Source organism: Collinsella aerofaciens, from assembly GCF_009876115.1.
GTDB classification, from domain to species: domain Bacteria; phylum Actinomycetota; class Coriobacteriia; order Coriobacteriales; family Coriobacteriaceae; genus Collinsella; species Collinsella aerofaciens_N.
In genome coordinates, this window is sequence record NZ_WWSY01000004.1 from 120,345 (window position 1) to 137,611 (window position 17,267).

At 60.8% G+C, this 17,267-nt stretch carries 12 protein-coding genes and 3 tRNA genes; 7 read left to right on the forward strand and 8 right to left on the reverse strand.

Features of this window, described 5'->3' with window-relative positions; genetic code table 11:
- The first annotated feature begins 199 nt into the window (after positions 1-199).
- Both GT571_RS03955 and dinD read left to right on the forward strand, forming a co-directional pair.
- Positions 200-1,726, forward strand: a complete 1,527-nt coding sequence (locus tag GT571_RS03955) for an FAD-dependent oxidoreductase (RefSeq protein WP_161155607.1) — start codon at positions 200-202, stop codon at positions 1,724-1,726.
- Positions 1,727-1,887: 161 nt separating this feature from the next.
- A complete protein-coding gene (dinD, locus tag GT571_RS03960) occupies positions 1,888-2,748 on the forward strand; it encodes a DNA damage-inducible protein D (RefSeq protein WP_161155609.1) in 861 nt (286 codons plus the stop codon).
- 83 nt (positions 2,749-2,831) lie between these two features.
- Here dinD and GT571_RS03965 read toward each other — a convergent pair.
- The 3 genes from GT571_RS03965 to GT571_RS03975 all read right to left on the reverse strand — a co-directional run bounded on the left by GT571_RS03965 (position 2,832) and on the right by GT571_RS03975 (position 3,125).
- A tRNA-Lys gene (locus GT571_RS03965) sits at positions 2,832-2,907 on the reverse strand.
- Positions 2,908-2,950: 43 nt separating this feature from the next.
- A tRNA-Lys gene (locus GT571_RS03970) sits at positions 2,951-3,026 on the reverse strand.
- Between the two features lie 22 nt (positions 3,027-3,048).
- Positions 3,049-3,125: transfer RNA gene (locus GT571_RS03975), tRNA-His, on the reverse strand.
- Between the two features lie 166 nt (positions 3,126-3,291).
- Between GT571_RS03975 and GT571_RS03980 the strand changes: the two genes are divergently transcribed.
- Positions 3,292-4,473: a pyridoxal phosphate-dependent aminotransferase gene (locus tag GT571_RS03980; RefSeq protein ID WP_161155611.1), complete on the forward strand. Its 1,182-nt coding sequence runs from the start codon at positions 3,292-3,294 to the stop codon at positions 4,471-4,473.
- A gap of 136 nt (positions 4,474-4,609) precedes the next feature.
- A complete protein-coding gene (locus tag GT571_RS03985; protein ID WP_161155613.1) occupies positions 4,610-5,500 on the forward strand; it encodes an ROK family protein in 891 nt (296 codons plus the stop codon).
- 114 nt (positions 5,501-5,614) lie between these two features.
- Here the strand turns inward: GT571_RS03985 and GT571_RS03990 are convergent, their stop codons facing one another.
- From GT571_RS03990 to argS, 4 genes are all read right to left on the reverse strand, one after another.
- Complete coding sequence (locus tag GT571_RS03990; protein ID WP_117800435.1) at positions 5,615-6,064, reverse strand: VanZ family protein; 450 nt, start codon at positions 6,062-6,064, stop codon at positions 5,615-5,617.
- A 7-nt stretch (positions 6,065-6,071) separates the two neighbouring features.
- Positions 6,072-7,472, reverse strand: coding sequence for a hypothetical protein (locus tag GT571_RS03995; protein ID WP_117839749.1), 1,401 nt, complete (start codon positions 7,470-7,472; stop codon positions 6,072-6,074).
- Between the two features lie 313 nt (positions 7,473-7,785).
- Entirely contained in the window at positions 7,786-10,329 is a 2,544-nt protein-coding gene (gene rho / locus GT571_RS04000; RefSeq protein ID WP_161155615.1) for a transcription termination factor Rho, read from the reverse strand.
- 557 nt (positions 10,330-10,886) lie between these two features.
- Positions 10,887-12,740 (reverse strand): arginine--tRNA ligase, encoded by a 1,854-nt coding sequence (argS, locus tag GT571_RS04005; RefSeq protein WP_161155617.1) that lies wholly within the window; start codon positions 12,738-12,740, stop codon positions 10,887-10,889.
- Between the two features lie 342 nt (positions 12,741-13,082).
- Here argS and GT571_RS04010 point away from each other — a divergent pair, with 342 nt between their 5' ends.
- Both GT571_RS04010 and GT571_RS04015 read left to right on the forward strand, forming a co-directional pair.
- A complete protein-coding gene (locus GT571_RS04010) occupies positions 13,083-13,568 on the forward strand; it encodes a CarD family transcriptional regulator (protein WP_089572030.1) in 486 nt (161 codons plus the stop codon).
- Positions 13,569-13,685: 117 nt separating this feature from the next.
- On the forward strand, positions 13,686-14,285 hold the full coding sequence (locus tag GT571_RS04015) for an HD domain-containing protein (protein ID WP_055252329.1): 600 nt from the start codon (positions 13,686-13,688) through the stop codon (positions 14,283-14,285).
- A 62-nt stretch (positions 14,286-14,347) separates the two neighbouring features.
- On the opposite strand, the gene GT571_RS04020 is transcribed toward GT571_RS04015, so the two are convergent.
- Positions 14,348-15,634 carry a glutamate-5-semialdehyde dehydrogenase gene (locus GT571_RS04020; RefSeq protein ID WP_161155619.1) on the reverse strand — a complete coding sequence of 429 codons (1,287 nt, stop codon included), beginning with the start codon at positions 15,632-15,634 and terminating at the stop codon, positions 14,348-14,350.
- A gap of 112 nt (positions 15,635-15,746) precedes the next feature.
- Between GT571_RS04020 and GT571_RS04025 the strand changes: the two genes are divergently transcribed.
- A complete protein-coding gene (locus GT571_RS04025; protein ID WP_161155621.1) occupies positions 15,747-17,165 on the forward strand; it encodes an alpha/beta fold hydrolase in 1,419 nt (472 codons plus the stop codon).
- Positions 17,166-17,267: the final 102 nt, after the last annotated feature.

Below are 17,267 nucleotides of genomic sequence, written 5' to 3' on the forward strand. Positions count from 1 at the left end.
CGGCTCTTTTTGTTTGCGCTGCTGCAGGGTGGCTAACGCCAATATATCAGTTGGGGCGATATACGAGATGTGATGAAATGGAGCATCAGAACGCCCATGACGCCCACCTGCCATATGTGCCCTTTACCGATTTGCCGAGTCTTTGCGGCCCCATTGCCGATCACCCGTGCGACAATGCGCCGGACGAGAAAGGAATCCGATGGAATCGACTGATGTACTGGTAATTGGATCTGGCATTGCGGGACTTTGCGCCGCCATCGAAGCGGCACGCACGGGTGCAACCGTCACTGTGGCAAGCGCCGGCAAGACTATGAGTGGATCGAGCTTCTTCCCCGGAACCTGGGGCCTGGGGCTTATCGGACCCGTTAACGAAGACGACGAACAAGACCTCATCGACACCATCCAGACCGTTGGTGGCGGCGTCGCCGACCCCGAGCTTGTCCAGACGTTTGTCCGCGGCATTCCCCAGGCAATTACATGGCTCGAACGGGATCTGGGTGTTGAACTTCAACGCCCACAAAATGCCGAGAGCGCCCAGCAAAAGCAGTTTATCCCCTGCTTTGACCACAAGACGCGCATGTGGCGCGGCCTCACCCGCAAGCCCCTTGAGGACGCTCTGACGACCCGAATCGAGTCACTCGGCATTCGCCTGCTCCCCCGCTATGAGCTTATCGACCTTGTTGAGGACACGAACGGTAGAATAACCGGAACCGTGCTCTACGACCTCACCGAAAATCAAATCGTGCCCTTTGCTGCCAAGGCCACGATCATCGCAACCGGTGGCACAGGCGGCCTGTTCGAGCGCAGCCTTACGTCGGCTGATGTGCTCAGCTCCTCGCAGGCCATCGCGCTGGCGCACGGCGCAACACTTACTAATATAGAGTTCATGCAGATGATGCCCGGTTTCATCGAGCCCAAGCGCAACCTGGTCTTCAACGAGAAAACCTGGCGCTACGTACATGTAGACCAGCCGGTAGATATTGCCGACGACAAGCTGGACGACCTGCTCGAGCAGCGCTCTGGATATGGCCCCTTCACTTCGCGCCTGGCTTCCCGCGCTATCGATCTCGCCATCGATCAGGCAGGCGCCGAAGGCCTGGCGCTCCACTACGACTTCCCGCGAGAGAATGTCCCCGAGTTTGTGCAGACCTTTGCCACCTGGCTACAAGACGAGCACGGCATCGCGCCGACCGACGAGATGCGCGTGGCGATGTATGCCCACGCCGCCAACGGCGGTATCAAAATCGACAAGACCGCGTACACGGGCGTTGAGGGCCTCTACGCCTGCGGTGAGGCAACAGGCGGCATGCACGGCGCCGACCGCATCGGCGGCTTGTCGAGCGCCAATGGCATCGTATTCGGGCGTATCGCGGGCGCATCGGCGGCTCGAGCAGCACTGGACGCTCCCGAGGCGGCCGCTCCGATGGATATTGCCCACCCCCAGTATGGCATTGCCACAACAGATGCCGAACGCCTGACACACAGCCTTAAGCACACGATGAGCACCTATTGCATGATCAACAGGACCGAAGCAGGTCTATCCAAGGCCCTGCAACAGCTTGAAAGCCTGAAAGACGAGGCAACGGCGCTGAGCAAGCCGCATGCCAATGACAGCGAGATCGCAGCCCTCGCCCGCCTGCAATCGCAGAATCAGCTGGCAACGGAGATGGTCAAAGCCATGCACAAGCGGACCGAAAGTCTCGGATCGCACTGCCGAGCGAATTAAACTGGACACCTATCTAAAGCAAAACACAACTAATCGATATCTATGGGCCCCGTGAACTCGAAGTGGCACGGGGCCCATTCGTGTCCGCACGGCAGCGTATCCTAATTCTGAATACAGAGCGGGCAAAGCCCGCATAGACAATAGGCCAGCGAGGAGGAGATATGGACAGTAGAGATATCGAGAAGTGGCGTGTCAAACTTGATAGCTATGCCAATGTGGAAGACGGCGTTGAGTATTGGCTCGCACGCGATTTAATGGAACCCATGGGGTACACTCGATGGGAGAACTTTGCCGAAGTTGTTAAGAGGGCAAAAGTCTCGTGCGAAACAAACAAAACTCCAGTTGATTCCCATTTTCGTGACACCACGAAAATGGTAACTGCCGGTGTCGCCGCTCGCGCGGTTAAAGACTACAAACTTACGCGCTATGCATGCTATTTAATCGCCCAGAACGGAGATTCAAACAAGCAAGAAATCGCGCTCGCACAGGCGTACTTCGCCGTGCAGACGCGCCGCCAAGAGCTCATAGAGCAGCGATTCGCAGAGATTCAGCGCTTGCAGGCGCGCCACTCGCTATCTGATTCAGAGAAACAGCTCTCGGGTATTGCGTTCAAACGCGGCGTGGACTCCAAAGGATTCGCAATCATCAAGTCGAAGGGCGATGAAGCGTTATTCGGCGGCAAAAGCACGGCGGAAATGAAGCAACAGCTCGGCGTATCCAAGAGCTCGGCATTGGCGGACAGGCTAGCCGATGTTCTCATCAAAGCAAAGGACCTTACGAACTCGATGACGGCCTTCAACGCCGAGGAACACGACCTGTACGGTCTGGACCAGATCAAGCAAGAGCACGTCGAGAACAACACAAGCGTGCGTGGCAGCCTCATCGACCGCGGAATTGTACCCGAGAACCTACCGCCTGCCGAAGATACAAAGAAGCTCGAACGTCGCGTGAAAGCAGACGAGAAAAAGCTCAAGGAGGGTACAGACGGATTCACCGACCCCCAGGGCAGGCTCGACTTGTAAAGCGTCTGTGCCCTTACGGGTTCGACCCCATGCGAGGTTAACAAAAAAGACGGCCAACTTTCGCTGACCGTCTTAACATGCTTTGGTGGGCCGTCAGGGGGTCGAACCCTGGACCTTGGGATTAAGAGTCCCCTGCTCTACCAACTGAGCTAACGACCCAAAGCTAAAGTCCGTCGTAGCGGACTTTAGAGGAGATATCGTGTGGTGGGCCGTCAGGGGGTCGAACCCTGGACCTTGGGATTAAGAGTCCCCTGCTCTACCAACTGAGCTAACGACCCGATATCAACACGAAGCAAGAACTGGGGTGGGTAAAGGGACTCGAACCCTCGACCTACGGGACCACAACCCGTCGCTCTAGCCAACTGAGCTACACCCACCGTGTCCTGTGCGCTTCGCGCTCGACTATTATTGCAAGGAACGCCACGCGATGCAAGCCCCAATTTTCAAGAATTTTGAAAAGAGTTTTTCGAGCGCGTTTCGAGCAATTCCCACCGGTTTCATAGGAGTAAACTTGCCCCACTGCAAATGCTCGAAAGGACAAGCATGAAAGAACTCTCCAATCGCACGGCAACATTTACCGATTCGGTCATCCGCCGCATGACGCGCATCTCCAATAAGTATGGCGCCGTCAACCTGTCGCAGGGCTTCCCCGACTTCGATCCTCCGGCGCAGCTGCTCGAGAGCCTCAGCGCCATCGCGACCGACCCCAAGCCGCTCTATCACCAGTACTCCATCACTTGGGGCTCCCAGGCCATGCGCGAGGCGCTCGCCGCTAAGCAGGAGCACTTTATGGGCATGCCGATCAACCCCAACGAGAACATCGTAGTCACCTGCGGCTCCACCGAGGCCATGATGGCCGCCATGATGACGGTTACGAACCCCGGAGACAAGGTCGTCATCTTCTCGCCGTTCTACGAGAACTACGGCGCCGACACAATCCTTTCGGGTGCCGAGCCCATCTACGTGCCGCTCAACCCGCCCACGTTCGACTTCGATCGCGAGGTCCTCGAGGCGGCCTTCCGCGACAACGATCCCAAGGCCATCGTCCTGTGCAACCCTTCCAACCCCTGCGGCAAGGTCTTTACGCGCGAGGAGCTCACCTTAATCGCCGACCTCTGCAAAAAGTACGACGCCTACTGCATTACCGACGAGGTATACGAGCACATCGTCTACGCGCCCCACGAGCACGTCTATATGGCCACGCTGCCCGGCATGTTCGATCGAACCATCAGCTGCAGTTCGCTGTCTAAGACGTACTCCATCACCGGCTGGCGTCTGGGCTACACCATCGCCCCGGCCCAGATCACCGAGCGCATTAAAAAGGTCCACGACTTCCTCACCGTGGGTGCTGCCGCTCCCCTGCAGGAAGCTGTCGTCACCGCCCTCAAATTCGACGACAGCTATTACCAGGAGGTCCTCGACCTCTACACCGCCAAGCGCGACCTATTCTGTCAGGGGCTCGATAGCATCGGTCTTGAGCACAACGTGCCGCAGGGCGCCTACTACGTGATGATGGATATCTCGGAGTTTGGCTATGACAGCGACCTCGACTTCTGCGAGGACCTGGCCTCCAAGGTGGGCGTGGGCGCTGTTCCCGGATCGAGCTTCTTCCGCGAGCCCGTCAACCATCTGATTCGTTTCCACTTTGCCAAGCGAGACGAGACGCTCAACGCTGCGCTTGAGAACCTCAAGTCGCTACGTGATAAAATCAACCCGCGCGGGTAAGGACGGTCAGTAACTAAAGGCACTAAAGAAACCTCGTGAACCCGTTGGGCCATGAGGTTTCTTTTTATAGCGACCTCATTTATTTTTTAGAGCGCTATACTTTAGTCACGGAGCAACTCGTCCAGAGAGGAATACTATGGCAGAGCAGCAGCTTATCGGAGCGCTCGAGGCCGGCGGCACCAAGATGGTCTGCGCCACGGGCTATGCAGACGGCACGGTCCTGGAACGCGAGCAGATTGCGACCACGACCCCGCAGGAGACCGTTGAGGCCGTCAACGCATGGTTTGCCGACAAGGACATCGCCGCGCTGGGCATCGGCGCCTTTGGCCCCACCGCAGTCAACCCTGCCTCGTCCCAATACGGCAAGATCCTGGAGACGCCCAAAACGGCATGGCGCTACTTTGACCTGCTGGGCACCATCCAAAACGAGCTCAATATTCCCTGCGGCTACGACACCGACGTCAACGTCGCCTGCCTGGGCGAGGTCACCTTTGGTTGCGCCCAGGGCCTCACTGACGTGGTGTATCTGACCATCGGTACCGGCGTGGGCGCCGGCGTGCTCTCGGGCGGTAAGCTCGTGCACGGCATGATGCATCCCGAGGCCGGCCACATCCTGGTCACGCGCGACCCGCGCGACACCATCGGCGAGCACAGCGGCTGCCCCTTCCACGACAACTGCCTCGAGGGCCTCATCGCCGGTCCCGGCGTCAAAAAGCGCTGGGGTGGCAAGAGCGCCGGAGAGATGGCCGATGGCCCGGAGGCCATGGACCTGCTCGCCGGCTATCTGGCGCAGGCGCTCATGACCTACATCCTGTGCTACGCACCGCAAAAGATCGTCATCGGTGGCGGCGTGGCCGACCACACCCCCATCGTGCCGCTCGCGCGCAAGAAGTGCGCCGAGATGCTCAACGGCTACATCGTCACGCCCGAGATGGCCGACATTGATAGCTATATCGTCAACAACAGCCTCGAGGGCAAACAGGGCATTATGGGCTGCTTGGCCCTGGGCGCTCAGGCGCTTCAGTAGCAGACGCACCCACAGGGCGTGGCGCGCCCGGCAAATCCGACCTACGGAACGACGCCACCACGCCTCATATAAGCCCTCAAATAAAAAAGGCCGCCTAGGACCAAACAATACGTCCTAGGCGGCTTTTTTGGCGCGCATCAGCGGCCGTAAGAGATATCGGAGCACAACGCCCGTTGCCGCACCACAGCAGTCGATCATCACATCGGTGATCATGCCGGCGCGTCCCGGCACAAAGAGCTGAATCGTCTCGTCGATCGAGGGAATCAGCAGCAGGAACACCGCCGTGGGCAGCAGCACGTCAAAGGTGCGCCGGCCCTCAAAATCAAAGGCGTGCGTTGCCAAGATACCGAGCACCATATACTCGGTAAAATGCGCGCACTTGCGAACAACAAAGTTGGTCACCCATGCATATGGAAGTCCCACGCCGTGCAGGAAACCGCGGATAGCTTCCATGACTGTTAGGCTCAGCGAGCCCGACCCCGAGCCGGGAACCAGCGAATTGCCCCAGATCAAGAGCGCCATCAGGCAGGTCACGACCGCCCATTTTCGATTGATCTTAACCATGCAGAAGTTATGCCTCCGCGCGGAGCGGCGCGAAGCTGGCGGTACCGCCCTCGATAACGCTCAGATAGGCACGGCCCGTACGCTTGGCGGTAGAGGACTGCAGGCGCTCGATCTCTTCCTCGAGGATCTGATTGACGCGCTCGTGACGACGATTTTCCATAATGCCGGCGGCAATAGCCTCGGCTCGCTCGATGCTCTCACGCGAGATGCGGGCAGTATCCTCGGGGAACACAGCGCTGTGACGGCCGACATAGGCGGGGGCAGCAGGCTGAGGGGCAGTGACGGGAGCGGGGGCTGCAACAGGAGCAGGCTCGTCAATCTCATCCAGAATCGCGGTGGCGGCGGCCCACATGTCCTCGTGGCCTGAGTAATCGGCCATAGGGACATCAACCTCGAGCGAAGCGTCCGGAAGGTCGCCGGTGTCGATGCGATCTTGGGCATCAATCGATGCGGTGATGGCTGCAGGCTCATCGAGGTCATCGAGATCGATGTCCGCGACACCGGAGATGATAGGCATGCTGGCGAGGTTTGCGTTGTACGGCGCAGCCTCAGCCGCCTGCTGCTGGGCAGGAGCGCCCCAAAGCGAGCTTTCGGCGGCGCGGCGGGCGGCAACGGCCTCCTCGTCCGCGGTCATGGCTTCATCAACGTACGAATTATCGGCAGAAGCGTTCGCGTCCGCCGAGGTAGCGCTGTAGGCGTTATTGGCTGCCGCGTTGGCGACGAGTGCCACGAAAGCCGCCGTGCTGCCCGCAGGGGCGGCCTGGGAGCCAGACACGGCGCGTGCCGCGGCGGCGATGTCGTCGCGATTGAAGGAGCCGGACTGCCCGCCGTTGGTGAGCTCGTCGATGGCGACTTGATAGACGTCGCGCGAGTGTGCAGGGTCGCAGCTCACCGGCGAATCGTCGTCGAGCATACTGTCGATCATAGACCAAGCCTCGTCCTCGTCCATAGCATCTGCGGCTCGAGCGATGGTAGGGACACCATCATCGGCATGACGGCGCTGGAACGCACCAGTCAGGCCGGAAAGGAATGCCGAGGTAGACTGCTCCGACTGAGCCTGAGAAGCAGAAGTCGCAGCGTAAGGAGTCGCATCCTGCTGCTGAGCTGGAATCGAGGCGGTCTTGAACTCGCTTTGATGCTGATTGAGATTGGCGGCACCGCCCATGGCATCGGGCTGGAACAGACGCTCTTCACGCTGCGCACGATACTCGGAGATACCCAGCGAGGCGGCATAGATGCCCACGCCCGCCACCGCGCCCACGGCGAAGGGAACCGCACCCGCCACGACCGTCTCGTTCACCGACGAAAACGGCAGCGTCGCGGCATACATAACCACGGGAGCGGCAAGGCCGATCCCGCACGAAAGTCCGGCAAGGACTGCTCGTTGTGTTGCATCAGAAGAAGCCATGAGCTCTCCCCATCTTCCAGCACCCAAATCGCATCATTCAGTTGGCTGCGCGAGAGAAGATGAAGCGGGGCTATGCCCCAAAGCAACGGTATATGGTTCGTTTCATCTGCGTTTTCCGTCGCGAAGCTTAAAAGCTATTATGCGAAACCGCCCTGCCGATTGCAAGCGACGATGTCGGATTGAAACGGGAAACCTGCTGCTCGTCGGTCTTACGGTCAAAAATAAGCGCGGAGCGGCGCTATGGAAGAGGGCCGAAGCTCAAAGCCCCGACCCTCTATCGCATTGATGACTATCGTTGCGTGTGGATGACAACCTAGAACGTCTGCTCGTAGTCGCTGTGTTTTTTGGCCGAACGCACCAGGAACTCCTGGTTCGTGTTGGTGCCCTTAAGACCCTTAATAAACGATGCGGCCGCGCGCTCGGTGTTGTTCATGCCGGCAAGAATGCGACGCAGACCAAAGACAAACGGACGCATCTGCTCGTCGACCAACAGATCCTCGTTACGCGTACCGGAGGCAACGGGGTCGATAGCCGGGAAGATGCGGCGGTCGGCCAGGTCGCGGTCGAGCTTAAGCTCCATGTTGCCGGTGCCCTTGAACTCCTCAAAGATGACCTCGTCCATCTTGGAACCGGTGTCGATGAGGGCAGAGGCCAGGATGGTGAGCGAGCCGCCGTTCTCGATATTGCGGGCTGCACCCAGGAAGCGCTTGGGCGGATACAGGGCCGCCGAATCGACGCCGCCCGAAAGGATGCGGCCTGAGGCGGGCGCCGCCAAGTTGTAGGCACGGGCAAGACGCGTGATGGAGTCGAGCACCACCACGACGTCGCCACCCAGCTCCACGATGCGCTTGGCGCGCTCGATGACGAGCTCTGCCACGCGGGTGTGGTTGTCGGCAGGCATATCGAAGGTCGACGCCACAACCTCACCCTTGATGGAACGCTGCATATCGGTGACCTCTTCGGGGCGCTCGTCGACGAGCAGGCAAATGAGGTGCACCTCGGGGTTGTTAATCGAGATAGACTGGCAGATCTTCTTGAGGATCGTGGTCTTGCCGGCCTTGGGCGGGGACACGATCAGGCCGCGCTGGCCCTTGCCGATCGGCGACACGATGTCGATGGCGCGACCGGTGATGGAATCCTTGCCGTGCTCCATGCGCAGCGGCTCATTGGGATAGACCGGGGTGAGGTCGCCGAACTTGGGGCGGTTGCGAATCTGCTCGGGGTCCAGACCGTTGACGGTCGTGATTTTGGCGAGGCCGGCGCGCTTGTCGCCGCCGCGCGAAGGACGCAGCGAGCCCTCGATGACGTCGCCCGTGCGCAGGCGCGCGGAGCGGATGAGGTAGGCGGGCACGAAGGCGTCGTCGTTGGACTTCATGTAGCCATGGGCGTGGATGATGCCGGAGCTGTCCGGGCGAATCTGCAGAATGCCCTTGATGTCGCGGAAGCCCTCGGCCTTCGCGGCAGTGGTGTAGATTTCCTCGACGAGCTCGGCCTTCTTCTTGCCGGTCGTCTCGATCTCGAACTCCTTGGCCTTCTCGCGCAGTTCGGCGACCTTCATGGCCGCGAGTTCCTCGCGCGAAAGCGTGGGCTCGGTGGGGGCGGCATTACGTTCCTTGTTGCGCTGCTTGCGATCGCGCTGACGGTTGCGACGGTCGTTGTTGCGGTCGTCCTTGCGCTCGTTGCGCTCGTCGTTGCGCTTGTGCTGGCGACGGTTGGGACGAGTGCCGTCTTCGACCTCGGCGGGGGCGGCACCATCAGTTGCAGCGGCGTCGCCATTGGCCGCAGCAGCGCCATTGGCCTCGGCGCCGGAATCGACCTGCGCTTCGGCATCAGCCTGCTGCTCGGGCGCCTTGGCCTTAGCGGACTTCTTACGACCGCGCTTGGGCTTTTCGGACGCAGTCTGTTCGACGTCCTGGGGCTCGGCGGCATCAGTCGATGCATCGGCGGTCGTCTCGGCGGAATTCTCGGACGCACCCTCCTTGGCAGCCTTGGCCTTGGACGTGCGCTTAGCAGCAGTACGATGGCTGCGACCGGGACGGACATCGGCGAGCTCGACATCGGCGGGAGCGGCCTCGGAAGTCGTAGCATCCTGGACGGGTGCATCGGCAGCGGTTGCAGACTCGGCGGTCGCCGCAGCATCCCGAGCGGCTGCAGCTGCGGCTGCGGCCTTCTCTGCCTCGACGAAGGCCTTGGGCTTGCGACCGCGACGGTGCGGGCGCAAAGCCGGATCGACAACGGGAACTTCGCTGGCCTCGACAGACGCAGCGGGCTCAACAGGCGATGTGCCCTCCCCTGCCACGGAACGGACCGAAGCCTCAGTGAGCTCGGGGGTTACCTGATCGGCAACCTGCTCGGCCTTAGCAGCCGTGCGACGGCGTGTGCGCGGTACCGGCTTCTCGGTCGGCTGGTCGGCGACAGGGGTCTCGGTGGCGGCAGGTGTCTCGGGCACAGACGGAGCTGCAAGCTCGGTCAGAGCCGCGGCCTCACGCTCGGCAGCACGACGGCGGGCGCGCACCACCTGAGCCTCGCTAATCTGAGCCAACGCACGTGCCTGCGCGACCTCATCGGAAATCGGCGCCGAGGAGTCAGCTGCAACGGTGCGCTTGGCGCGCGTCGTGCGCGTGGTACGGCGCTTGGGCTTGGTGACCTCCTCGCCGTCTGTGGCAGGCTTGGCCGTGCGGCGCGTGCGCTTGGGCTTTGCCGGAACAGCCTCCTCACCAGTTGCAGGCACGGCCTTCTCAGCCGTTGCAGGCGTAGGCGTCGAAGCAGCCTTAGGCGTCTCAGGAGCCGAGGCATGCGCGGGCGCCGCGACCTGGTCCGACGCAACCGGTGCAGCGGGAGCGGCTTGCGTCGTCATTATTTCGTTTTCTTGCTGTTGATCAGACACAGTGTTTGCTCAACTTTCTTTTCAAGCCCTGTGATCACATGCTCCCTGCATAAACCTTCAGGGCGGCTAAACAGTCTAGTTCCGTTCAAAACGACGGACATCATTGATCTGTATCGAGATGATTGCGTCATATACGCAGCGTTAGTGTAACACAACCGCAACCACCTGCAACTTAGTCATTGGGAACGCTCTTAAACGACTAGTCAAAAGGGACAATCTTTGGTTTAACACCCACAAATCTGACTGCCTCCGCCAAAACTATGGCGGTTTACTACGATGAATCGCTCAACCGCGACCACTCCGAAACTTGTTGAACTAAAACCGCAGGTAGATGCCTTGCACTTTTTTGCGAAAAGCCGGCGTGGTTGGAATTTCTCATTTCATCGTAGTAAACCGGCATAGTTTCGTATTTCCAGCAGTTCCAAATTCGTCAATACGTCGGCGTTTGCAAAAAGCCCGACCTCCGTGGGAGATCGGGCTTTCAAGGCTCAGTTAAACCAAACTTGCGCGGTCAAATGACTCGCAGATTACATCTGCTCGGGCGCGGAAACGCCAACGAGGGTGAGCACCAGGGCGAGCGTCACGCGGACGGCGTCGCAAGCGGCCAGACGGGCGCGCGAAAGCTCGGGGTCGACGGGACGGCCCTCGCTCGGCAGAACCTGGCAGGCAGCATAGAAGCTGTGGAAGTCGCCGGCGAGTTCCTCAGCAAAGTGCGTCAGACGGAACGGGGCGCGGTCGCGAGCGCAGCTGGCGATGAGGTCGGTGAGCTCGTTGAGCTTGCGCGAAAGGGCGAGCTCGGTCGGGTCGGTCAGCAGCGAGTAATCGACGTTCTCACCGATGGCCTTGGCGGCGACGGCCTTCATGCCCATCTCGTCAGCCTGCTCGGGCGTAACGTCAGCGGCACGGCGCAGGATGGAGCACACGCGGGCGTGAGCGTACTGCACGTAGTACACCGGGTTGGAGTTGTCGCGCTTCTTAACGGCCTCGATATCGAAGTCGACCATCTGGTTGGAGCTCTTGGAGATGAGCGTGTAGCGAGCGGCATCGGAGCCGACCTCGTCGACGAGCTCCTGCAGGGTCACCATGGTGCCCTTGCGCTTGGACATACGGACGGGCTTGCCGTTACGCAGCAGGTTGACGAGCTGGCCCAGCAGAACCTCAAACTTGCCGGGATAGCCAAGAGCGTCGCAGACGCAGCGGACGCGCTCGATGTAGCCGTGGTGGTCGGCGCCCCAGATGTCGATGACGTGGTCGACGCGCTGGAACTTATCCCAGTGATAGGCGACGTCGGAGGCGAAGTAGGTGTACTCGCCGTCGGACTTGATCAGAACGCGGTCCTTGTCATCGCCCAGGTCGGTGGAGCGGAACCACAGGGCGCCGTCCTTAGTGTAGAGGTAGCCCATCTTGTCGAGCTTCTCAAAAGCGCGGTCGACGGCGGAGGTGCCGGCGGTCTCGCCCTCGGTGTCCTTCACATACAGCGAGCGCTCGGAGAACCAACGATCGAAGTCGCAATTGACGGCGTGGCAGAGGTCGCGCATGTTGTCGACCATCTTTACATAGCCGCGCTCGCGGAAGCTCTCCATGCGCTTCTGCGGATCGGCGTTGACCCACTTATCGCCGTCGGTGCGCCAGAACTCGGCGGCCTCGTCGATGATGTAGTCGCCGCCGTAGGAGTCCTTGCCCAGAGTCTCGGCAAAGTTGTCCTGGTACGGATGGGTCTCGGGGTGCTCGTCGTTCTCGTCGGCAACAAAGGCGTCGCGGTCTGCGATCAGCAGCTTGTGAGCCTCGTCGATATCCACACCCTGCTTGGCGATGATGTCGGCAAGCTGCATATAGCGCGTGCTGATGGAGTTGCCGAAGGTGTTCATCTGAGAGCCGTGGTCGTTGATGTAGAACTCACGCTGGATGTCGTAACCGGCGTGGTCCATAACGCGGCAGAGCGAGTCGCCCAGCGCGGCCCAGCGGCCGTGGCCGATGTGCATGGGGCCGACGGGGTTAGCGGAAACGAACTCGACCTGGGTCTTCAGGCCACCACCGACGTTGGACTTAGCGAAGTCCATGCCCTTCTCGCGAGCCTCGCCAAAGATGGCATTCTTGACGGCAACGGAGAGGTAGAAGTTGATGAAACCGGGGCCTGCGATCTCAACCTTCTCGATCGCGGGATCCTCGGGCATATGGGCAACGATGGCCTCGGCGATCTTGCGCGGGGCGCAGCGGGCCAGCTTGGCGGACTTCAGGGCCATGGTAGAGGTCCACTCGCCATGAGAAGTGTCAGCCGGTCGCTCGATAGCGCAATCGTCAAGTTCAAATGCGGAAAGGTCGCCGGCCTCCTGGGCCGCAGCAAGCGCAGCGCGTACCAGCTCTTCAATCTTCTCGGGCATAGATCCTCCTTGTGTTAAAGCCCCCGAGCTCTTGGTCACTCGTAGGGCAAAAGCCAGAGTTTGTAGCACTCTATCACAAGCGAGGGGCACTGTCGCAGGGTAAAGCCAATCGAAATTGCATATGCACAAAATTGACTACAGCTTGTATGGAGTCACTCAAAGATGCCGGTCTGCCTGCAGATTATGCACGCGTTGAAAATGCATAAAGGTGTGAATGAGCTGTGTCTTTTATCGAATACTCTTACCTATCAGAGTTGTGTGCTTTTCCTGCATAAAGCGAGGATTTGCGCACGTCAGCGTGTTATTCTAGACATACGTAAATTCGTATAAGTTGGAGGTAGCATGTTCTCAATCGGTCAACACGTCATTCATCCGGGTCAGGGAGTCTGCACCGTCGTCGGTTTTAGGGACGACACGCCGCAGCCCATGTTGTTGCTCGAGGCCAAGCAGGGGCATGCGCAGACGATCCTTATGTACCCCGTGGCGCAGGCCGACCGTCTACATGCCGCCATCTCTCAGCAAGATGCCGAGCATCTGCTGAGCCACTATGACGAGCTGGAGTGCGACACCTTTACCGAGCGCAACAGCTCGCTTGAAGAGACACACTTTAAGCAGCAGCTCAAGCTGGGCGCACCCGAGACGGTCCGCGTGGCAAAGACCATGATGCACCGCATTCGCCAGGCCGAGGAAGCCGATAAAAAGCCCAGCTCTTACTATATGCGTGTACTCAAGGAAGCCAAGCGCCGCTCCATCGAGGAGTTCGCCGTGGCCTTGGGCGTCACCGAGGAGGCCGCCGAAGCCCGCCTAGCCCAAGCCGCCCTCAACTAACCCATCCGCGCCAAAAACCACCACACAGGGGACAGGCACCTTTGTGGTGGTTTTTTCGTTCTAGTCGTTCTAGTAGTATTCATTCTTAGCGATACCTGCGAGCACAAGGAGTCTTTTATGGCAGAGCCACTTTCCGCCGGAATCACCCGCGACCGTGCGTTCGAATTGCTCAACGAGCACAATAAGGACCCGTTCCACATCACCCACGGCGAAACGGTCGAGGGCACCATGCGCTACTTTGCGCGCGAGTTCGACCCCGAGAACGAGGAGTTTTGGGGCATCGTCGGTCTGCTGCACGACCTAGATTGGGAGGAGCATGAGGACGACCCCATGAACCACACCATCTATGCTGCCGAGATTCTTGAGGGCGAAGGTGCGTCTCCCGATCTCATTCGCGCCATTCAAACGCACACGTCGGACTTCAACACCTCGCTGCCCAAGCCCGAGCTGCAGATGGAAAAGATCCTGTTTGCCTGCGACGAGCTCACCGGCTTGATCGGTGCTGCCGTCATCATGCGTCCGAGTAAGAGCGTCATGGACTTTACGACCAAGTCGCTCAAGAAAAAGTTCAAGGACAAGCGCTTTGCCGCCGGCTGCTCGCGCGACGTGATTACGCAGGGTGCCGAGATGCTGGGCTGGGAGCTCCCCGAGCTCTTCGACCGTACCATCGCGGCCATGCAGTCCTTCGCCCCCGACCGCGACACCTTTCAGGCTTAATTCCAAAACCATCACAAAGGGGACAGGCACCTTTGTGGTGGTTTTTATTTTTTGCGCGGGCGTTAGGGGCGGACCTGGCCGGTGCCGCGAAGCTTGTATTTGTAGGTAGTGAGGGCCTCGGCGGCAAAGGGGCCACGGGCGTGGAGCTTTTGGGTCGAGATGCCGATCTCGGCGCCCAGGCCAAACTCGCCGCCGTCAGTGAAGCGAGTGCTGGCGTTGGAGTACACGGCCGAGGCATCGACCGCATCCAGGAAGCGCTCGCAAGCATCCGTGTCCTCGGCAACGATGGCCTCGGAGTGCATCGTGCCGTAGCGGTTGATGTGTGCGATGGCCTCGTCCTCGTTTGCCACGACCTTCACGCTCATCTCGAGCGCCAGGTACTCGCGACCCCAGTCCTCCTCAGTCGCGCCGACGTAGTCATCGCCCTCCACAAAGCCGGCGTCGGCGCACGCGGCGCACGTGGCCTCGTCGCCGTGAATCAGCACGCCGCGGTCGTGCAGCACGGCCACGACCGCGGGCAAAAACGCATCGGCCACAGCACGGTCGACCAGCAGCGACTCGGCGGCATTGCACACGCCCACGCGCTGGGTCTTGGCATTGACGATAATGTTGAGCGCTTTATCGAAGTCGGCGGATTCATGCACGTAGATGTGGCAGTTGCCCGTGCCCGTCTCGATCACCGGCACAAGCGACTCGCGCACGCAGCGCTGAATCAGGCCCGCACCACCGCGCGGAATGAGCACGTCGACAATACCGCGGAGCTTCATGAGCTCGCCGGTGGCCTCGCGGTCGGTGGACTCGATTATCGACACGGCCTCGCGCGGGAAGCCCTTGGCCTCGAGCGCATCGGCCAGCAGCTCGGCGATCATGGCACACGAGTGATAGGCCAGCGAGCCGCCGCGCAGAATGCAGGCGTTGCCGGTGCGGATGCAGATGCCCGCGGCGTCGGCCGTCACATTGGGGCGCGCCTCGTAGACCATGGCGACCAGGCCCAACGGCACGCTCACGCGGGTCAGGTCCACGCCGCTTGCAAGCACGCGGTGGTCGAGCACGCGGCCGACGGGATCGGGCAGCTCGGCGAGCTTTTCCAGGCCGGCGGCCATGCCCTCGACGCGCTCGGGCGTCAGCAGCAGACGGTCGAGGAGCCCCGCCGAAGTGCCCGCATCGCGCGCGGCGGACATATCGAGCTCGTTAGCGGCAACGATGGAGTCGACACCGTTGCGCAGCGCTGCAGCCATGGCGCGCACGGCCTCCTGGCGCTGGGCATCGTTCGCCGTGGCAAGCGCGCCCGAAGCGGCCTTGGCGGCAACGGCAAGATCATGGACATACGTGGCTATATCGACCGACATGGGCGGCCCTTTCTCCTAGAAGTTTGCAACCATGGTAGCCGATTTGCGCATGGCCTCGCCCGCGGCGGTAGAATTGGTCAACCCGAAACACCGCAACGAACGGAAGACTCACATGGCCCTCATCACTTCGTACCACGTCCCCGGCCTTTATGTCGAGGACCACAGCATCGACGCCCCCCTTGACTGGCGCGGCCTGGAGCCGATGCTCCTGGCCGTCGGCAGCACCATGCGCCGCGGCGCTATGCCGGCACCCATCGCCGGCGCGCCCGAGAGCATCAAGATCTTCTACCGCGTGGTTTGCGCGCCCGACCGCATCAACGACGACCTGCCGCTCCTTCTCTTTTTGCAGGGCGGCCCCGGCGGCGAGAGCCCGCGTCCGCTGTCACCCACAAGCGACGGCTGGATCGAGGAGGCCGTCAAGCACTTCCGCGTCGTCCTGCCCGACCAGCGCGGCACCGGACGCAGCAGTTGTGTAGACGGGAGCACGATTGCCGCACTGGGCGAGCGCGCCGAGGCAGCAGGCTCCGATGCCGCACGCTCGCAGGCGAACTTCCTCAAGCGACACCTCGCCAGCTCCATCGTGCGCGATTTTGAGTACCTGCGCCTGGTGGGCTTTGGCGGCAAGCCCTGGGTCACGCTCGGCCAGAGCTACGGCGGCTTTTTGACGCTGAGCTATCTGTCGCTCTTCCCCGAGGGCGTGGCGGCAAGCTTTACCTGCGGCGGCATTCCGCACGTGCCGGCGAGCGCCAGCGAGGTCTACGCACACACCTTCCCGCGCATGGCAGCCAAGACGCAGCAGTACTACGACCGCTACCCCGCCGATGTCGAGCGCGTGGCGGCGCTGGCCGATGCGATCGAGGAGCAAAAGCCCGCACTGCCCGACGGCTCGCCGATGACGGTCGAGCGCCTACAGCTCATGGGCAGCGACTTTGGCATGAAGCCGAGCTTTGAGCGCATGCACTGGATTATCGACCATGCGTTTGTTGACGGCGACGGCACGCTGAGCTGTGGAACCTCGGTATCAGACAGCTTTTTGATGCGTGCCTTCGAGCGCACCAACACGCGCACAAACCCGCTGTACTGGACGCTGCAGGAGTTCATCTACGCCGACGGCGACACCATGCCCATTCGCTGGGCCGCGGCAGAAGAGAAGGCGCACCGCGCCGAGTTCGACACCCTCGCGCGCCCGCTCATGTTTACCGGCGAGGCCATGTTCCCGTGGATGTTTGAGCAGATGCCCGAACTTAAGCCCTTCAAGCCCGCGATGGACCTGCTGATGGAAGACACGAGCTGGGACAAGATCTACGACCCGCAGCGCCTAGCATGCAACGAGGTGCCACTCCAGGCCGCCGTGTACTTCGATGACATGTACGTGGATTCGGGCCTGCAGCTCGACACGCTCAGCCGCGTAGGCAACTCGCATGCCTGGGTGACGAACGAGTTTGAGCACGACGGCCTGCACGGCAGCGTGGTGTTCAAGCACCTCTTCGACGAAGCCCACAACCGCGGAGACCTGCGCCGGATCTTCTAGCAAAGGAGTGTCCCAAAGTGCCGGCACAGACGATATGAGCAGGACATAAAAACATTGAGAGCCCCTGCTGCATGAAAGACCGCGGATTAGGCCGACAATGGT

Excerpts from the sequence above, each read along its gene's own strand:
- GT571_RS03955 (WP_161155607.1), top strand. The coding sequence starts at position 200 with ATGGAATCGACTGATGTACTGGTAATTGGATCTGGCATTGCGGGACTT.
- dinD (WP_161155609.1), top strand. The coding sequence starts at position 1,888 with ATGGACAGTAGAGATATCGAGAAGTGGCGTGTCAAACTTGATAGCTAT.
- GT571_RS03980 (WP_161155611.1), top strand. The coding sequence starts at position 3,292 with ATGAAAGAACTCTCCAATCGCACGGCAACATTTACCGATTCGGTCATC.
- GT571_RS03985 (WP_161155613.1), top strand. The coding sequence starts at position 4,610 with ATGGCAGAGCAGCAGCTTATCGGAGCGCTCGAGGCCGGCGGCACCAAG.
- GT571_RS03990 (WP_117800435.1), bottom strand. The coding sequence starts at position 6,064 with ATGGTTAAGATCAATCGAAAATGGGCGGTCGTGACCTGCCTGATGGCG.
- GT571_RS03995 (WP_117839749.1), bottom strand. The coding sequence starts at position 7,472 with ATGGCTTCTTCTGATGCAACACAACGAGCAGTCCTTGCCGGACTTTCG.
- rho (WP_161155615.1), bottom strand. The coding sequence starts at position 10,329 with ATGACGACGCAAGCCGCTCCCGCTGCACCGGTTGCGTCGGACCAGGTC.
- argS (WP_161155617.1), bottom strand. The coding sequence starts at position 12,740 with ATGCCCGAGAAGATTGAAGAGCTGGTACGCGCTGCGCTTGCTGCGGCC.
- GT571_RS04010 (WP_089572030.1), top strand. The coding sequence starts at position 13,083 with ATGTTCTCAATCGGTCAACACGTCATTCATCCGGGTCAGGGAGTCTGC.
- GT571_RS04015 (WP_055252329.1), top strand. The coding sequence starts at position 13,686 with ATGGCAGAGCCACTTTCCGCCGGAATCACCCGCGACCGTGCGTTCGAA.
- GT571_RS04020 (WP_161155619.1), bottom strand. The coding sequence starts at position 15,634 with ATGTCGGTCGATATAGCCACGTATGTCCATGATCTTGCCGTTGCCGCC.
- GT571_RS04025 (WP_161155621.1), top strand. The coding sequence starts at position 15,747 with ATGGCCCTCATCACTTCGTACCACGTCCCCGGCCTTTATGTCGAGGAC.